At 69.0% G+C, this 16,259-nt stretch carries 18 protein-coding genes and 1 tRNA gene; 8 read left to right on the top strand and 11 right to left on the bottom strand.

Translation table 11 applies throughout. The features are described from left to right. Positions 1-13: 13 nt before the first annotated feature. Complete coding sequence (locus CLV68_RS02005; protein ID WP_170224036.1) at positions 14-2,509, bottom strand: penicillin-binding protein; 2,496 nt, start codon at positions 2,507-2,509, stop codon at positions 14-16. Positions 2,510-2,762: 253 nt separating this feature from the next. Here CLV68_RS02005 and CLV68_RS02010 point away from each other — a divergent pair, with 253 nt between their 5' ends. Next, the gene (locus CLV68_RS02010; RefSeq protein ID WP_092786208.1) at positions 2,763-3,077 is read left to right on the top strand and encodes a WhiB family transcriptional regulator; all 315 of its coding nucleotides are present in this window, start codon (positions 2,763-2,765) and stop codon (positions 3,075-3,077) included. Between the two features lie 240 nt (positions 3,078-3,317). Here the strand turns inward: CLV68_RS02010 and bagB are convergent, their stop codons facing one another. The 3 genes from bagB to CLV68_RS02025 all read right to left on the bottom strand — a co-directional run bounded on the left by bagB (position 3,318) and on the right by CLV68_RS02025 (position 5,753). After that, the gene (bagB, locus tag CLV68_RS02015; RefSeq protein WP_121388915.1) at positions 3,318-4,439 is read right to left on the bottom strand and encodes an ATPase BagB; all 1,122 of its coding nucleotides are present in this window, start codon (positions 4,437-4,439) and stop codon (positions 3,318-3,320) included. Beyond that, complete coding sequence (gene bagA, locus CLV68_RS02020) at positions 4,436-5,440, bottom strand: ATPase BagA (RefSeq protein ID WP_092786204.1); 1,005 nt, start codon at positions 5,438-5,440, stop codon at positions 4,436-4,438. The genes bagB and bagA overlap by 4 nt, the downstream gene beginning before the upstream one ends. A gap of 64 nt (positions 5,441-5,504) precedes the next feature. Beyond that, complete coding sequence (locus CLV68_RS02025; protein ID WP_121388916.1) at positions 5,505-5,753, bottom strand: hypothetical protein; 249 nt, start codon at positions 5,751-5,753, stop codon at positions 5,505-5,507. Positions 5,754-5,899: 146 nt separating this feature from the next. Here CLV68_RS02025 and sp36 point away from each other — a divergent pair, with 146 nt between their 5' ends. Genes sp36 through CLV68_RS02045 form a run of 4 tightly spaced genes read left to right on the top strand, consistent with a single transcriptional unit; the run spans position 5,900 to position 8,037 of the window. Next, positions 5,900-6,058, top strand: a complete 159-nt coding sequence (gene sp36 / locus CLV68_RS02030) for a Sp36 family protein (RefSeq protein ID WP_211346500.1) — start codon at positions 5,900-5,902, stop codon at positions 6,056-6,058. Continuing rightward, positions 6,058-6,513, top strand: a complete 456-nt coding sequence (locus CLV68_RS02035) for a RidA family protein (protein ID WP_121388917.1) — start codon at positions 6,058-6,060, stop codon at positions 6,511-6,513. Before sp36 ends, CLV68_RS02035 begins: the two co-directional genes overlap by 1 nt. Next, the gene (locus CLV68_RS02040) at positions 6,510-7,100 is read left to right on the top strand and encodes a hypothetical protein (RefSeq protein ID WP_092786196.1); all 591 of its coding nucleotides are present in this window, start codon (positions 6,510-6,512) and stop codon (positions 7,098-7,100) included. The genes CLV68_RS02035 and CLV68_RS02040 overlap by 4 nt, the downstream gene beginning before the upstream one ends. Before the next feature lie 28 nt (positions 7,101-7,128). Continuing rightward, complete coding sequence (locus CLV68_RS02045; protein ID WP_121388918.1) at positions 7,129-8,037, top strand: hypothetical protein; 909 nt, start codon at positions 7,129-7,131, stop codon at positions 8,035-8,037. A gap of 97 nt (positions 8,038-8,134) precedes the next feature. On the opposite strand, the gene CLV68_RS02050 is transcribed toward CLV68_RS02045, so the two are convergent. Next, positions 8,135-8,605 carry a GatB/YqeY domain-containing protein gene (locus tag CLV68_RS02050; protein WP_121388919.1) on the bottom strand — a complete coding sequence of 157 codons (471 nt, stop codon included), beginning with the start codon at positions 8,603-8,605 and terminating at the stop codon, positions 8,135-8,137. 69 nt (positions 8,606-8,674) lie between these two features. On the opposite strand from CLV68_RS02050, the gene CLV68_RS02055 reads away from it, so the two are divergent. Beyond that, positions 8,675-9,628, top strand: coding sequence for a metallophosphoesterase (locus tag CLV68_RS02055; RefSeq protein ID WP_246009827.1), 954 nt, complete (start codon positions 8,675-8,677; stop codon positions 9,626-9,628). A gap of 20 nt (positions 9,629-9,648) precedes the next feature. After that, positions 9,649-9,722 (top strand) — tRNA-Pro (locus CLV68_RS02060). A gap of 79 nt (positions 9,723-9,801) precedes the next feature. Here CLV68_RS02060 and CLV68_RS02065 read toward each other — a convergent pair. Both CLV68_RS02065 and CLV68_RS02070 read right to left on the bottom strand, forming a co-directional pair. Then, on the bottom strand, positions 9,802-10,161 hold the full coding sequence (locus CLV68_RS02065) for a hypothetical protein (RefSeq protein WP_121388921.1): 360 nt from the start codon (positions 10,159-10,161) through the stop codon (positions 9,802-9,804). A 176-nt stretch (positions 10,162-10,337) separates the two neighbouring features. Continuing rightward, the gene (locus CLV68_RS02070) at positions 10,338-11,534 is read right to left on the bottom strand and encodes a helix-turn-helix domain-containing protein (protein ID WP_121390901.1); all 1,197 of its coding nucleotides are present in this window, start codon (positions 11,532-11,534) and stop codon (positions 10,338-10,340) included. Between the two features lie 88 nt (positions 11,535-11,622). Here CLV68_RS02070 and CLV68_RS02075 point away from each other — a divergent pair, with 88 nt between their 5' ends. Beyond that, positions 11,623-12,339 (top strand): HAD hydrolase-like protein, encoded by a 717-nt coding sequence (locus CLV68_RS02075; RefSeq protein ID WP_121388922.1) that lies wholly within the window; start codon positions 11,623-11,625, stop codon positions 12,337-12,339. Between the two features lie 63 nt (positions 12,340-12,402). On the opposite strand, the gene CLV68_RS02080 is transcribed toward CLV68_RS02075, so the two are convergent. From CLV68_RS02080 to CLV68_RS02095, 4 genes are all read right to left on the bottom strand, one after another. Then, on the bottom strand, positions 12,403-13,518 hold the full coding sequence (locus tag CLV68_RS02080; protein WP_246009630.1) for a site-specific integrase: 1,116 nt from the start codon (positions 13,516-13,518) through the stop codon (positions 12,403-12,405). Positions 13,519-13,573: 55 nt separating this feature from the next. Then, positions 13,574-13,804 carry a helix-turn-helix domain-containing protein gene (locus CLV68_RS02085; RefSeq protein ID WP_121390902.1) on the bottom strand — a complete coding sequence of 77 codons (231 nt, stop codon included), beginning with the start codon at positions 13,802-13,804 and terminating at the stop codon, positions 13,574-13,576. A 102-nt stretch (positions 13,805-13,906) separates the two neighbouring features. Then, positions 13,907-14,893 (bottom strand): AAA family ATPase, encoded by a 987-nt coding sequence (locus tag CLV68_RS02090; protein ID WP_246009631.1) that lies wholly within the window; start codon positions 14,891-14,893, stop codon positions 13,907-13,909. 41 nt (positions 14,894-14,934) lie between these two features. Further along, positions 14,935-15,828 carry a bifunctional DNA primase/polymerase gene (locus CLV68_RS02095; protein ID WP_121390903.1) on the bottom strand — a complete coding sequence of 298 codons (894 nt, stop codon included), beginning with the start codon at positions 15,826-15,828 and terminating at the stop codon, positions 14,935-14,937. Positions 15,829-16,259 lie beyond the last annotated feature (431 nt).

Here is a 16,259-nt window from a genome sequence, read left to right on the forward strand (position 1 = left end):
AGGATCACCAGGTCTAGGGCACCGGCGGGATGATCGTGAACGTCGGATCACCCGGCCTGCCCGGTCCCGGTCTCCCCGGCAGCCCGCCCCCGTTGTCGCCGGGGAACGTCGGATCCGTGCCCCCCGGCGGGGGGATGGTCGGGTCGGTCGTGCGCGGCGGCGGCACGTACCCGGTGCTGACCTGGAGCGTGATCGTCTCGCCCGACAGCGCGGCACCCCGGGGCGACTGCCCGACCACGGTGCCCTTCTTGCGCGCGTCGTTGCGGTCCTTGACGACGACCTTGTACCCCGCCTCCTGCAGGACCCTGGTCGCTTCCTCCTGGCTGAGGTTGATCACGTCGGGGACCTTGATCTCCGGGCCGCCGTCGACGTAGCGCGGGTCGACCGGGGGCAACTCGGCGCGCGGCTGGCCCTCCATGTACTTCTTCATCGTCGCGAACCAGGTGCGCGCGGGCACCTTGCCGCCGTAGATGTTGCCGCCTGTTCCGCACAGCCGCGGCGGGTCGTAGTCGCAGATGCCCTGGGGCTTGGGGCTGTCGTTGAAGGTCAGCACCGCCGCGGCGTACTGCGGGGTGGCGCCGATGAACCCGGCCGACTTGTGCTCCTGGGTGGTGCCGGTCTTGCCCATCATCGGCCGGTCCCAGCCCGCCGCCTGGGCCGCGGCGCGCGAGGTGCCGCCCGTCATGGTGTCGTCCTTGGACAGGCCGGTGACCAGGGTGTTCGCCAGCGGCTCCGCGATGGCCTGCTCGCAGGGCTGCTCGTTGACGTCGACCTTCTTGCCGTTGCGGTCGAGCACCTCCAGCAGCGGCGACGGCGGGCACCAGACACCGCCGCTGACCAGGGTGGCGCCGACGTTGGCCAGCTCAAGGGTGCTGACCGGGCCGGGGCCGAGGGTGAACGACGCCTTGCCCGCGCTGTTGCCGCTCGGCTTGAAGAAGTCGCTCTGGCTGAGCCGGTACTCGGCCTCGGTACGGCTGGGGTCCGGGTCGACGCCGCCCATGCTCGAGGCCATGGTCTCGCGCAGGCCGAGCCTGCTGGCCATGTCGACGACCGGCGCCATCCCGATCCGCTCCTCCAGCTGCACGAACGCGGTGTTCGGGGAGGTGGCGAGCGCGTCGGTGAGCAGCATCTTGTCGCCGTAGTTGCCCGCGTTCTTCAGGCAGTACAACCGGGTGTCGCCGTCGTTGGGCGCCGGGGTGCGCGGGCAGGTCTTACCGCCGCCGGTGAAGACGTTGGAGGTGAAGGTGCCCGGCACGTCCACGATGTTGTTGATGCCGCCGCCCTTCTCCAGGTAGGCCGCGGCGGTGAAGATCTTGAAGATGGAGCCCGCGCCGAACTTGTTGGCGATCCGGCTCGGCAGGCCGTAGGTGGTCTGGCCCGCGCCGGCGTCCAGCCCGTAGTCGCGGTTGGCGACCAGCGCGAGCACCTGGTGGCGCTCCTTGCCCGGGGCGATGATGGCCATCGTGTTGGCGATGCCCGGCTGGGTCTTGGGCACCTCCGCCTCGGCCGCCTCCTTGGCCAACTGGGTGGCGCGGGCGTCGAAGCTGGTCTTGATCGTGTAGCCGCCGGTCTTGATCTGGTCGTCGGTGAACCCGAGCTTGGCCAGGTACTCGAACACGTACTGGCAGTAGAAGCCGTACTGCGGTCCGGCGCCGACGCAGTTCGCGGCGGGCTTCTTCGGGCTGGGCAGGATGCCGAGCGGCTCCTTCTTCGCCACCTCGGCCGCGTCCTGCGACAGCTTCTGGTTCTCGACCATCTTGTCGATCACGAAGTTGCGCCGCTGCAGCGTCTCGGCTGGCTTGCGCCACGGGTTGTAGAGCACCGGGTTGTTCACCGCGCCCGCCAGCAGCGCCGCCTGGGCCACGGTCAGCTTGTCGGGGCTGGTGCCGAAGTACGCGCTGGCCGCGGCGCCGATGCCGTAGACCTCGTAGGCGAACTCGACCACGTTGAGGTAGCCGGTGAGGATCTCTTCCTTGCTCATCTTCTGCTCGAGCTGGATGGCGATCCGCGCCTCGCGCAGCTTGCGCGCGATGGTCTGCTCCTGGGCCTTGCTCTGCTCGGTCTTGTTGTCCCGGTTGACCACGTTGATCAGGTAGTTCTTGACGTACTGCTGGGTCAGCGTCGAGGCGCCCTGGGTGTCGCTGCCCGCCTGGTTGGAGATGGCGGCGCGGATGGTGCCCTTCCAGTCGACGCCGTGGTGCTCGTAGAAGCGGCGGTCCTCGACCGAGATCAGCGCGGCCTTCATCGTCGGCGAGATCTGCTCGGCGGTGACCGGGATGCGGTACTGGTCGTAGAGGGAGGCGATCGGGGCGCCCGCGCTGTCGGTGATCGTGGTGATCAGCGGCTGCGGCGTGGACACCAGATCGGCCGACACGCTGTCGATGGTGTCGCTGGCCCGGTTCGACGCCACCCCGAGGGCACCGACGACCGGGAACATCATCCCGGCCACCAACACCCCCGCGAGCAGGCAGAGACCGAGCAGTTTCAACAGGCTGTCTCCCACACGCACGGGGACCAGCGTACGCGTGACCCAGTCGGACCACCGTGAAACCGTCACGCGAAGTGCCGTTCGGACGACACCACCTGGCGTATTGACTTTCTGTAACGCCTGCGTCCATTGCCGTACTGGATGGAACCGGGACCCGGTAAAGTTCGTCAACGTCTCACGACAGCGCCGAACAGGTCCCGCAGGTGGAGCTGGAAGGCACCGGTACCGGGGGGTATCGGGTTTCAGGGTCGCGACGACGACAGGGGTGGGGGATATGCATCTCGAAACTCAAGCGCAGGCCGACTGGCGTGTCCGGGCCACGTGCCGGGACGAGGACCCCGACGGGCTCTTCGTCCGGGGTGCGGAGCAGCGCAAGGCCAAGATGGTCTGCATCGCGTGCCCGGTCCGCACCGAGTGCCTCTCCGAGGCGCTGGACAACCGGATCGAGTTCGGTGTGTGGGGCGGTATGACCGAGCGGGAGCGCCGAGCGCTGCTGCGCCGCAGGCCAGACGTGGGCTCGTGGCGGGAACTGCTCGACGACGCCCGCCGCAGGCACACCTACGACGACGTGGACGCCGCGGTCGGCTGAGCCGCCCGCGGACCACCGCCGCGCCCGCCGCAGGCAGGCGCGGGGAGCCGTCTCGCCCGCCGAGGGGCCGACCCGACGCGGGCCGGTGGTCTACCCGCGACCGTTCGCCAAAGCGATCGTTGTGCGGTGCCGTCGAACAATTCACCGGACAGATCCTGGACAGTTCCGGTGGGGCAACCACCGGGGGGTTGTTGCCCCACCGGGAGAATTCCGCGAATCGCGGTCATATCCCGGCCGGAGTCAGGCACCCGCTAGTTGATCACCGATCTCGCGCAGCCCGGCGAGGTCGTGCACATCGGCGGCCAACGCGGGGACGTGGGCGATGGCGACCGCGGGATGTGCTTTCGTGAAGCGGGCGATCAACCGGCGTTCGCGCTGCGCGAGCGCGACCCGGTCGGCGTGCAGGCGCAGCACGGCGGCGGCCAGCGGCGCGCCACCGGCGGCCTCCAGGTTCTCCGCCGCGCCCAGCGCCTTGGCCGCGGGCAGCTCGGCCAGCACCGGGTGGGTGCGGTTGACCACCAACCCGGCCAGCGGCATCTCCTCGTCGGCCAGCCGCTCGACGAAGTAGCTCGCCTCGCGCAGCGCGTCCGGCTCGGGGGCGGCGACCACGACGAACGCGGTCCCGCTCGAGCGCAGCAGCTCGTAGGTGCGGCGGGCCCGCTCGCGGAAGCCGCCGAACATGCCGTCGAACGCCTGCACGAACGCGGAGGCATCGGCGAGCAGCTGGCCGCCGACGATGGTGGACACGGCCTTGGCGAACAGGCCGAACCCGGCGCTGACCACCTTGCGGATGCCCCAGCCGCTGGCCCGGGCAGGCGCGGTCAGCAGCTTGATCATCCGGCCGTCGAGCGCGGTGGACAGCCGCTGCGGTGCGTCGAGGAAGTCCAGCGCGGAGCGCGACGGCGGGGTGTCGACCACGATCAGGTCCCAGGTGCCGTCGGCGGCGAGCTGGCCGAGCTTCTCCATCGCCATGTACTCCTGGGTGCCGGAGAACGACGACGAGATGGTCCGGTAGAACGGGTTGGCCAGCACCTCCTCGGCCCGCTTCGGCCCCGCGTGCGCCAGCACCATGTCGTCGAACGTGCGGCGCATGTCCAGCATCATCGCGCTGAGCGACCCCTTGGGCTCGAAGCCCGCGACGCTGACCGCCCTCGGGACGTTGCCCAGCTCGGCTAGCCCTAGAGCCTGCGCGAGGCGACGCGCCGGGTCGATGGTGAGCACGACGGTCGCGCGACCGCGCTCGGCAGCCCTGACAGCGATGGACGCGGCCGTGGTCGTCTTACCCACACCGCCGGAGCCGCAGCAGACGATGACGCGGGTGTCGGGGTCGTCGATGAGCGAGTCGACGTCGAGGGTGCTCATCGGACCCCCTGGTCGACCAAGACCTCGGCCAGTTCGTAGAGCGTGCCCACGTCGATGCCGTCCACTTGCTCGGGTAGCTCTACCGCCGGCAGGTCGATCTCGGCTAGCTGCTCGCGGGCTCGTTGTTCCGCCTGTACGCGGATCGCGTGCTCCACGGTCTCCTCGACCAACCCGTCCAAGTCCGCCTCGGACAGTGCCAACCCGGCCGCTTGCAGCCCCGCGCGCACTCTCGACGCGTCAACCCTGCCGTCGGCGGCAGCGGTAACCGAACGCGCGGGCAGGCGGGGTGGACGGACGCGGTTAAGGAGGATCGCACCGGGGCGGAGATCGGCGCCGTCGAGCTCCTCGACCGCCTCGATGGTCTCGCGCACCGGCATCTCCTCCAAGAGCGTCACCAGGTGCACGGCGGTGTCACCGGAGTGCAACAGCCGCACGACACCGTCGCTCTGGCCCTTGATCGGCCCGACCTTGGCCAGGTCGGCCATCGCCTTGGTGACGTCGAGGAACTTCACGATCCGGCCGGTCGGCGGGGCGTCGACCACCACCGCGTCGTAGACGTGCCGCCCGCTGTCGTCGGTGCGCGTCACGCACTCCTTGATCTTCCCGGTGAGCAGCACGTCCCGCAGGCCGGGCGCGAGCGTCGTGGCGAACTCGATGGCGCCCATCTTGCGCAGCGTGCGGCCTGCGAAGCCGAGGCTGTAGAACATCGACAGGTACTCCAGCAGCGCCGCCTCGACGTCGACGTGCAGCGCCCGCACCTCACCGCCGCCCGGGGCTGAGGCGACCTTCTCCTCCGAGTACGGCAGCGGCTGGGTGTCGAACAGCGCGGCGATGCCCTGCCTGCCCTCGACCTCTACCAGCAGCACCCGCTTGCCGCCGGTGGCCAGCGCCAACGCGAGCGCCCCGGCCACGGTCGACTTGCCCGTGCCGCCCTTGCCGGTCACCACGTGCAGCCGGGCGCGCGCGATCTGCTCGGTCCAGCCGACTACGGGGGTGGTCACCGATTCAGCGTAAATGCCCGGTTGCCCCGAGCGCCCCCCGAGTACCGGGTGATCAGCGCCGCTTTCAGCCGACCAGCAGCAGCGCGGAGGTGACCACCCCGACCACGATCACCGCACCCCAGGCGATCCCCGGCGGGAGCACGGTGACGGTCAACACACACAGCAGCACCAGGGCGGTGAACGCGATCGCGCCGGAGACGGCGACCGTGCCGGACCGACCGCTGCGGTCGCGCACCTTGGCCATCGTCAGCAGTACCAGCACCAGGCCGCCGACCCCGAGCAGCGCGGTGGCGATGATCCGCCAGGACTCCATGGTCGAACCGTACCGACCGGCGCGGGGGCCCGGGGTTCCACAGGTCGACGCGGGGTTCCACAAAGGCCGCCAACGGCTAGGGTGAGCCCCGATCTGGTCGCTCGACCGGGTCGTCCGCGACGAGGTGAGGAACGGCGTTGGCTGAGTTGACCAAGTGGGAGTACGCCACCGTCCCGCTGCTGATCCACGCGACCAAGCAGATCCTCGACCAGTGGGGCGAGGACGGCTGGGAGCTGGTCTCCGTGCTGCCAGGGCCGACCGGCGAGCAGCTGGTCGCCTACCTCAAGCGCCCGAGGGGTGCCTGATGACCTGGAGCGCGCGACTGGCCGAGCTCGGCGTCGAACTCCCCCCGGTGGTGGCCCCCATCGGGTCCTACGTGCCCGCGATCAAGGCCGGGTCGCTGGTCTACACCGCGGGTCAGCTGCCGGTGGTCGACGGTGAGGTCGTCGCGACCGGCAAGGTCGGCGCCGAGGTGAGCCCCGAGGAAGCCCAGCAGCTGGCCAAGCTCGCCGCCCTCAACGCGCTCGCCGCCGTGCACGACCTGGTCGGCGTGGACGCCGTGGTGCGGGTGGTCAAGGTCGTCGGCTACGTCGCCTCCGCGGAGGGCTTCACCGGCCAGCCCGTGGTGCTCAACGGCGCGTCCGACTTCCTCGGCGAGGTCTTCGGCGACGCGGGCGCCCACGTGCGGTCCGCGGTCGGGGTGAGCGAGCTGCCGCGCGGCGTGCCCGTGGAGGTCGAGCTGGTGGTGGAGGTCGCGTGAGCGCGCACGAACTGCTCCTGCGGCTCGCCGGGCGGCTCAGCGACCGCCAGCTGTGGCGCTTCCGCGACTGGCTGGCCGCCGACGCCGTCGACGCGGTGGCCAGGGCGTTGCCGCTGACCCTGCTGCGCGAGCGGGTGGCGATCACCCCCGAGGAGTACCGGCTCGCGGTCAACGCCCTGATGAGCAACGGCGCCGACGCCGAGAAGCTCAACGCGCTCGCGTGGGTGGACGAAATCGCCGAACTCGACTACACCTTCTCCGCAGAGTCGCCCGAATGGGTGAGCATGGGTGACTCGGTGGCCGTGGTGCTCAGCGCGATGCTGCGCGGTCGACCCGAGGTGGTCGAGGCGCGGTCGAGCTGGCGCCGGGGTCGCACGGCCGGGTCGGTGGCGCGGGTGGTGCTGGTCACCACGACCGGGGACGCGCCGAGGCTGACCGGGGAGCTGCAGCGGGTGCTGCGCGCCCTGGGCACCTACGAGCCCGCCGTGGAGGTGCTGCCCAGCGGCACCGAGCTCCCCGGGTACCACCGGGCCGCCTTGGCGGCCTCGGAACCGCTGGTCGCCGAGGGCCACCTGGTTCCCAGCTAGGCGCTGCACGAGTGGGAGGGGTCAGAACGTGACGCAGGTCTCGCCAGGCAAGGGTTCGTGGGCGGGGGTGGCCCTGCCGATCCGGGTGCACGACCTCCTGCTCGTCTTCGCGGGCAGGCTCGACGACGACGCGCTCGCCGACGCCAGGGAGCTGTTGGCCTCCGCCGAGGTCGACCGCGCCCTGGAGCTGATCGCGGGCTGCCTGGTCGCCGGTCCGGTCGGGGTCGGCAAGGGCGAGCGCGACGAGTTGCTGTCGCTGTTCGCCGCGGCCAACGCCGACCCGACCGTGGTCGAGCGGCTGCGCCTGGTCGAGCCGGACCTGATGACCCGGCACCGCTTCGCCGCGGGCAAGGTCGACGGGATCGGCGCCGAGCAGGGGGTGTCCGACGCCATCAACCGGGTGCTCGACGCGCTGCCCGACATCCGCGCCGTGTGGGCCGTGTGGCGGCTCACCCCGGCCGGTGCCGCCACCGGGGCCGTCCCGCACCGGGTGATCCTCATCGGCGTCGGACCCACCGGGTCGGCCGCCGCCACCGCGTACCGGGTCGAGCACGCGCTGCGCCGCGCCGGGCTCACCGCCTCGGTCGAGGTGCTGCGCGACGGCACCGAGCCGACCGACTACCACCACACCGCGATGCGCTACGCCACCGAGGTCCAGGTGCCCCGCACACCGCCCGCGGTCGTGGCGAAGGTCGTGAAGAAGCCGGAGCCGTGGGTCACCGAGGAGCCGGTCGACGACTCCCTCAACGACCAGGAACTCGGCCTGCTGCGGCAACTGCAGGAGGAACTGGCGCGCCGGGAGCAGACCGACCCGGCCCAGCCGGACTGGCACGGCGAGCTCGGGGCCGCCGACGGCCAGACGTTCGACTGGCACGAGGCCAACAGCTCGACCATGGTCAACGGGATGCCGCTGCAACCACCGGAGAACCGGAACTAGTCGTTCGTGGTCAGGGCAGGCACCTCAGGCGCCTGCCCTGATCGCTCTCCCGGCCCGCTGGATCGCTGGTCCGAACCGGAATCGCGGCAGTCGAGCATCAGCCGGCGAGCTTCGCCTTGACGATCGCCGCGACCCTGCCCGCGTCGGCCTTGCCTGCGACCTTGGTGTTGGCGGCCTTCATGACCTGGCCCATCTGCCGCTGCCCGGGAGCTTCACCCAACTGGGTGGTGACCTCGGCGATGGCCTGCTCCACCGCGGCGGCGATCTCGGCGTCGTCGAGCTGCCTGGGCAGGTACTCGTTGAGGACCTCGGCCTCGTCCAACTCCAACTGCGCCTGCTCGGCCCGGCCCGCGCCCGCGAACGCCTCCGAAGCCTCCTTGCGCTTGCGGACCTCGCGCGCCAGGACCTTGAGGACCTCGTCGTCGGTCAACTCGCGGGCCTCGGTGCCCGCGACCTCCTCCTTCGTGACAGCCGCCAACGCCATGCGCAGGGTCCCGAGCCGGATCTTCTCCTGGCCCTTCAACGCGGCGGTGAGGTCTGCCCTGAGGCGGTTCTTCAGCTCGGCCATGGGGGGAACAGTACTGATCGTCGAGTGCGGTCGCGGCGAACCCGTACGCTCGTGGGTGTGAGTGACGCAGTGAGGACCCTCGGTCGCATCGCCATCGGCACGACCGCGCTCGGCGCGGCCACCATCGCCTACGCGGCGGGCTACGAACGGACCAGGTGGACCCTGCGCCAGGCGACGCTGCCGGTGCTCGCCGAGGGCGCCCGACCACTGCGCATCCTGCACATCTCCGACCTGCACATGCTCCCCGGCCAGAAGTCGAAGCAGCGCTGGGTCGCCGCGCTCGACGAGCTGAACCCGGACCTGGTCGTCAACACCGGCGACAACCTCGCCCACAAGCAGGCCGTGCCCGCCGTGGTCCGCGCCCTCGGCCCGCTGCTCAACCGGCCCGGCGTGTTCGTCTTCGGCAGCAACGACTACTACGCGCCGAAGCCCAAGAACCCCGCGCGGTACCTCTTCCCGTCCAACAAGCGCATCCACGGCATCCCCCTGCCCTGGAAGGACCTCCGCGCCGCCATGCTCGAACGCGGCTGGATCGACCTCACCCACAACCGCACCCTCTTCACCATCGACGGCCGCCCCATCGCCGCCGCGGGCGTCGACGACCCCCACCTGCGCCGCGACCGCTACGACGAGATCGCGGGCAAACCCGACCGCCAGGCTACCCTGCGCCTCGGCGTCACCCACTCCCCCGAACCCCGCGTCCTCGACCGCTTCGCCGAAGACGGCTACGACCTGGTCCTGGCAGGCCACACCCACGGCGGCCAACTCCGCATCCCCGGCTACGGCGCCCTCGTCACCAACTGCCAACTCGACCGCGGCCGAGCCCGAGGCACCTCCCGCTGGGGCGCCCACACCTGGCTCCACGTTTCCGCCGGCCTGGGAACCTCGCCCTACGCCCCCGTCCGCTTCGCCTGCCCGCCCGAAGCAAGCCTGCTGACCCTCGTCCCCCGCCTGACCAGCACAGATCCCGCCGTGGTCGGGACAAGGGGAGCCCGGTTCGGAGCCAGCGCACGCGTCCGTTAGACTTCCCCACGTTCCACTATCGGGGTGTGGCGCAGCTTGGTAGCGCGCTTCGTTCGGGACGAAGAGGTCGCAGGTTCAAATCCTGTCACCCCGACGCAGGTCAGGCCCTGTCCACTTAGGTGCGGACAGGGCCTGATTTCGTCTCTGGGTGACAAACTGAGTGACTACGGCTGTCAGGGCGTCCACAGACCACTCGGTGAGCGCACCAGCCTGGGTGCGAGGCGTTGACCGGGTTCCGGCAACGCGAGGATCTCCCGCACGATGTTCCCGAGGCCACCGCGGTCGTGCTTCCAGACGCAGCCACCGCCGTACTCCGTGGCCAGGATGCGCAGCCCGAGCACGTCCGTCGGGCCGTAGATCCAGAGAGCATCCGTGTAGCGCTCGACGTGCCGCGTTCCCACGAGCCCGGTCACGGCACCTGCCTCATTCACCAGGGGGCGGAATAGCCACCCCTCTTGGCGGGCGGTGACCAGCTCCGCCAGGTCCGGATAGCGGGCGATAGCGATAGCGGTGGTGATCTCTACATCCGACATCCCGGGCTCCCCTGTCGACATCCCGTGGCGACACCCGGTCCCGGGGCTCAGCCGGGAGGTCGGGGAATAGCGCGCGTGGCCGCGCACCCCCGGCTGGCCTGCCGGAACCGGGTGTCTACATCGGAACGTAGATCGACTACCCATCGGTAACCCGGACTCTCGGTCCGGGCTGTCCGTCAGACCGGGATACCCAGCCGCTCCGCCAAGACCGCACCTTGACGTGCGGCATTAGACCGGCCGTGTCGAACAATCGCTTGCAAGAGCGTGTGGGCCGCGGGGCGATGGGACACGTCCTCCGGCGCGCTGGCGTGCGCGGCCTGTACGGCGATCAGGGCACCGTGGTAGTCCTGCCGCTGGCTGTACCCCTTGGCCTGATCGAGCAGGAACGCAACCCGACGCTCGATGGACAAGCTCGCTGGCGGCTCGATGCGTTCGGCCAACCGGAGCGCTTCGCCTGCCTCGCCGGTCTCCAACTCCAAACTGACGGCATGGATAGCGACATTGGTAGGCCCAAATGCCGTCCACGCCGTGTTGCGCTCCCCCGTTACTGCGGCCACCTTGGCTGCTACAGCGAGCTTGTCCCGCGCGGCCCAGGTGTTACCTGCCCGCACCTGCGCCACAGCGCCCACGGACAACAGAGCCCCCTGCAACGCGAGACCGTCAAGGCTGGCACTCGCAGAACTGCGACGAAGGACTTCCAGGGCGTGAGCGACAACGGCTTCCGCGCCATCTGGTTGCCCATCGGCCAAGAGCACGTGCGCAAGGTTCCAAGCCGCGGCCGCTTGCGCCAAGGCGCTTCCTGAGAACTCAGAGGCCCGGACGGCCCGGTCAGCCGCCAGAAGTGCCGAGTCGACGCGACCCAACCGCTTGGAAACCGTCCGCACCAAGCCGTACAGCTCAACGACAAGCGTGTGCGGTGCCTTCTGGTCAGCGCCATGAGAACGGCGCATGGCTTCGGTGTCAGTGATGAGCGTGGGCAGCGTTTCCGCAAGCTTGCTGTAACGCGCTGGCGAACTCTGCCAGGTGCGCCAAGCGTCGTTGATACGCCGCCGGATGATGTCGACGTCGGGCACTTCTTGGCTCTGGGCTGGCACTGTCAACGCTCGATGAACGGCTGAACCAGCCGGGGGCACGGCGCGGCTGGCTGTCTCCACCCGAGCTGTTTCAGGCAGCAGCTCCCCGACCGTGCGACGGAGCGCTTCAGCCAGGTTGAGCAGCACCGGCAACGTGGGCAGCTTCTTGCCACGCTCGATCTGATAGAGATAGTCGCTGGTGATACCGCTGAGGCCAGCCACAACCGCCTGTGTCTGGTGGTTGGCCAACCTGGCCTGCCGCACCCGACTCCCGAGGTGCCGCGCGAGCTGGTCACTCAACGCCTCAACCCTCCCCGCCGCACTGACCCCAACCAGCACAAACTGTACGCTTCCGGTCGCCCTCAGTGGCCGGTGGCAGACTGACACCATGGCCAAGGTTGATCCCACCGACGTGCGTCCGCGGCTGCTTGTGCTCTGGGACATCGACCACACCTTGATCGAGACTCGCGGAGTCGGCTTCCGCTTCTTCCAGCGTGCGTTCCAGTCGGCGACCGGCCGGCCTCTGGCACGTCGGGCCAAAATCGCTGGCCGCACGGAACTGGACATCATCCGTGAAAGCCTGCGCGTCAACGACATCGAGCCGACAGACGACGCAGTCAGCAATGTCGCGGTGGCCCTCACCCGCGAATACGAGGCAGGGCGAGTCGAGTTGGGCCAGGTCGGGCAGGCTCTTCCTGGGGCACATGACGCCCTGCACTCGTTGACCACCAACGCTTTGGTATTTCAGACCGTGCTGACCGGCAACCTTCCCGAGGTAGCCCGGGTCAAGCTGGAAGTCTTCGGGCTTGCCAACTACTTGAACCTGGACGCAGGCGCGTTCGGAGCAGACCACACCGAACGCGCCGCGTTGGTAGGTGTGGCCCAGGAACGAGCGTCCGCCCGAACCGGCGTCTCGTTCTCCAGTGACGCCACAGTGTTGATCGGTGACACACCTGGAGATGTCGCTGCGGGCAGAGCCGCGGGCGCCCGGGTCATCGGCATCGCCACCGGGAAGACGACAGTCAAAGAGCTGCAACAGCAGGGGGCAACGCAGGCGGTCGAGTCCCTACAGGGAGTGGATATGGGCGCCCTACTTGGCCTCTAACGAGAAACAGGACTAGGCCCCGCCCACTTGGAGTGGACAGGGCCTGACCTAGTTGCCGTGGGGCTACGTCTTCGTACTCGGGAAGATCCGGTCCATAGCCGTTGCCCCGTCCTCCACCACCGGGTTGAGTTGATGCCGGTAGACAGTCTCCGTCACCGCGATGCTGCTGTGTCCCACGAGCCGCGAGATCTGTTCCAGCGTCAGCCCGCCGTCCGACAGCAGCGAGACGAAGCTGTGCCGCAGCTCCCGAGGTGTCCACTCATCTGGGTTGAGCCCAGCCGCCTTGGCAAGCCTGCGGAACCCCCGCCGCACGTTCGCAGCATCGAGCATCGTTCCGGTCTCAGAGGCGAACGCTAGGCCGTTCTCGTGCCAGCGGTCACCTGCGTCCAGGCGGGCCTGCCGTTGCCGTGCCTCCTGTGCATCGAAGGCCGCCAAGCAGCGGTCACCGATCCCCAGCGAACGACGGGATTTCCTCGTCTTGGTGTCACCGCCGGACCGCACCGACCGCCACACGTTGACGTGAGCCTTCGGCCTATCGGCTTGGCTGACGTCCCGCTTGGCTAGCTCCTCTTTGGAGACGCGAACCAGGTTCTTCCAAGGGAATGGGCGCACCTCTTCCGTTCGACAACCGCTCAGCAGAGACACGACGACATACGCCCCGATCGTCGAGTTGTCGCGTTCAGCCGCCAACAGAAGCGCATCAGCCTGCGCGTAGGTCAAGGACTTTGACGGCCGACCGGTCTTGCCTGTCGGGCACTCGCACAGCAATACGACGTTGCGCTTCACCTTGTCGCGAGCCTGTGCGCGGTTTACGGCTCGGAGCAAGATGGACCGAATGTCACGTAGCGTCCGCGTGCTCAGGCTCTTGGCCAGCCCCGCCAGCCACACATCCACCTCATCGGCGCTGAGCTCACGCAGCTTGCGCGCCCCGATCAGTGGTACGACGTGCAGGTTGGCGAGGATGCGCAGCTTCTCGCAGGTGGCTTCCCCTCGTCCCGGCAAGCCGTACGCGAGCCAGTCATTGACCGCTTGCGCGACCGTGTACCCGTGCGCCTGGAGGGTGACACCATCGTCGTAGTCTCGAATGATCTCTTTGAGCTTGTTCTTGGCCTCCGTCTTCGTCTTGCCGCTTCCCCGCCTGACCACCCGCTTCCCGGCAGGCGTGTACCCGACGGTCACGCTGGCGATCCATCGCTGGCGCGACTCGTCCCAATGGAGCCCGCCGTCACCGTGACTACGCCGCTTGGTCAAGGGTCGCCTCCGATTCACTGATGAGCAGCTGGACGTAGTCGTTGAGCGCGGCAGCAGGGATGCGGCGCGACTTTCCTTGGGTGACCGTCCGGAGACGACCGGAGCGGATCAGTTCGTACAGGGCGGTTCTGCCGATGGAGAGCAGTTGCATCGCGTCCGACACGGTGTAGAGGTGCCTAAGCGGTACGACGGTGGGAGTGAACTCGGTGGTCACGGTCAAGCCCCTTGGATCGGCGGTGACAGGCGGGCGGACGTCGCATGGCGATCCCTTCCGATGGCTGGGGTGACAGCAGGTGTCACCCGAGGTTTTTGCTGATCAGGGCAGTGACAGGGACACCGGTGACAGGGGTGACACAGCGGGGGCAGTGAGAGCGTCACCAGCGAGCGGGACGAAGTAGCGGCCCGTGGTGTCCTTGGTGAGCTGGTTGTCGTCGACCATCCGCCCACACGTGCGCTTGGCGTTGTCGTTGGTGATCCCGGTACCGGCGGCGATGACCTTCGGGGTACTACCGGGGTTGTTCCGCAGGAACCGGAGGATGGCGGCCCGGGTGTCGCTGACCATGTGGTCGACCGCAGGGCCGTCGAGCATGTTCCAGGCGCCGTGTTCAGCATCGAAGGACAGGGCGTACTCGGCTTCCTCGACATCGCGGCCGGTAACGTGCAGCTGCCCGTCAGCGGCGTTGCGACCCCGTTGGAGCACGAGCACGGCGTCCGCGGCTCCCGCGATCCCGTTGGTACCCGACACGGTCTGTAGGAAGTCCTCAGAGGCGGCTTTGCGCACGTGGGTGACCACCAGGACCGCAACGGCGTACTTGTCGGCTATGTACTTGATCCGGCCGATAGCGGCATAGTCCGCCGCGTACTGACTGCCGGTTGTGTTCTCGCCACCGCGCACCTTGGCAAGCACGTCGATGACGACCAAGCGGGCGTCCGGGTTGCGGTCTAGCCACCCGCAGATGGCTCGGTCTCCTCCATCCGCCAGCGGCGGGCACTCGGTGGCCAACGTGAGCAGCGACGGTCCAGGAAGCCCTGCGAGCATCTTCCGCATCCGCGACTGCAACCGCCGGGCGGTGTCCTCCAACGCCAGGTAGAGCACCGGCCCGGAGTCGCTGACGATGGAACCGAACGCGGGCTGTCCACCCGCGATCGAGAGCCCCAACCCCAGCGACAGCCACGACTTACCTACCTTCGGCGGCCCAGCGATCAGGTTGACGCCTTCGCAGATGACTCCCGGAACAGCCCACTTCGGTTCGGGGAAATCAGCCGCCAGGAGCTGATCCGCAGTCCAAGCGGTACGCAGCATTGGTCCGTCATCTTCGGGACGCAGCGGTCGCACAACGGCGCTCATGCGGCCACCTGTCGGGGCCGACGCGCACCAGCACGCAAGCCGGAGGTGATCGTGCCGTTGGCGGTGTGCTCGCTGTAGGCGTGCACGGCCAGGTGCCCGGACGCGGCTTGCAGCAAGGTCGCGCGCACCTCCTCCTCTGTGAGACCACCACCGGCCACGAGCTGGCCCAGCGCGCACGCGGCGATGTAGAGCGCTTGGTTCCGCTCCCCACCGGCCGCGCTCTCGACCCGGGCGACTTCGGCGGCAATGGCAGCGTCCAGGTAGCGCGAGCGACGGGCGCGGCCGTGCAGAGTGACGGGAGCAGGTGGGGTGATAGGTAGCGGCTTGGGACGAAGCCGGTCCATCAGCCATCCGGGCAACGACGCGACAGGGGCAGCGTGTTCGACGCGGTAGGTGCGTCCGTCCACTGCGGAGCCGGGACCGGCGACACAACCGCCGCCCGCACGGGTGTCGATGTGCCAGCCGAGTCCCTGACCACGGTCACCGGCCGTGTTGCGGAACGTCTCGCCGCGCGGTGCGGCGAAGTACAGGTGCAGGCCGCCGGACGGGGTCAAAACGGTGAAGGTGTCAAGTGGCAGCGGCTCACTCGCCTGTTCAGCGAGGACGGCCAGGACATCGAGCCCGCAGTTGACCCCGGGAAGGTTCCAGGCTTCCGGGACGGTCTCGCCGGGCTTGGCGGTGTCCAGGTCGACAACGACCAGGTTCGCCGGGCCGGTGGCGATGCCGACGTTGTAGACGCCTGTCGACCAGCAGCGGGTGATGCGCTCAGGGTCGGTGGTGGCGCGGCGCTCCCAGTCTCGAACGGCGGGGCGCTTGGCACCGGGGGTCATGGGGAAGACGGGCCAGCCGCGGGCAGCCAGAGACAGAGCGGCGGTGTGCATGGCGTTCATGTCGTGCACTCCTGTGTGGATGATTGAGGTGACTACCGGCGGCGATCGCGGCGCACGCGCGTCCAGGCGTTGTGGACACGACGGCCCATGCGGAGCCGGTAGCCGTTACCGCCGCACGGGCGGCAGGGACGGAACGCACGGATGAGTGGGGCGCGATGGCTACCAGCGCCCTTGCAACGACGGCAGCGCTTGAACGGCCAGATCGCGCACGTCGCGACGTAACCAAGCGTGAACATGACGACCAGGGCGGACGGGTTGAGCAGGAGCGCGGCGAGGGTGCCCACAGTGGTCTCCTGGCTGATTCGGGGTGCACGAGACCCGCGCCTCTAGGCACTAGGACGCTGATCAGGGATGTTGTTGTCGCCTAGAGGGGGCTCTAGGTCTAGAGGGGTCTGGATCTAGACCTAGAGCCGGGCTCTCGGGAGCAAGGC

Origin of the sequence: Actinokineospora cianjurensis, from assembly GCF_003663795.1 — a bacterium.
GTDB lineage: Bacteria > Actinomycetota > Actinomycetes > Mycobacteriales > Pseudonocardiaceae > Actinokineospora > Actinokineospora terrae.

Bases quoted from the DNA above. Each gene is read 5' to 3' on its own strand.
- CLV68_RS02010 (WP_092786208.1), top strand. From the start codon at position 2,763: ATGCATCTCGAAACTCAAGCGCAGGCCGACTGGCGTGTCCGGGCCACG.
- CLV68_RS02090 (WP_246009631.1), bottom strand. From the start codon at position 14,893: ATGCTGCGTACCGCTTGGACTGCGGATCAGCTCCTGGCGGCTGATTTC.
- CLV68_RS02035 (WP_121388917.1), top strand. From the start codon at position 6,058: ATGACCTGGAGCGCGCGACTGGCCGAGCTCGGCGTCGAACTCCCCCCG.
- CLV68_RS02025 (WP_121388916.1), bottom strand. From the start codon at position 5,753: ATGGAGTCCTGGCGGATCATCGCCACCGCGCTGCTCGGGGTCGGCGGC.
- bagB (WP_121388915.1), bottom strand. From the start codon at position 4,439: ATGAGCACCCTCGACGTCGACTCGCTCATCGACGACCCCGACACCCGC.
- CLV68_RS02065 (WP_121388921.1), bottom strand. From the start codon at position 10,161: ATGTCGGATGTAGAGATCACCACCGCTATCGCTATCGCCCGCTATCCG.
- CLV68_RS02095 (WP_121390903.1), bottom strand. From the start codon at position 15,828: ATGAACGCCATGCACACCGCCGCTCTGTCTCTGGCTGCCCGCGGCTGG.
- CLV68_RS02075 (WP_121388922.1), top strand. From the start codon at position 11,623: ATGGCCAAGGTTGATCCCACCGACGTGCGTCCGCGGCTGCTTGTGCTC.
- CLV68_RS02050 (WP_121388919.1), bottom strand. From the start codon at position 8,605: ATGGCCGAGCTGAAGAACCGCCTCAGGGCAGACCTCACCGCCGCGTTG.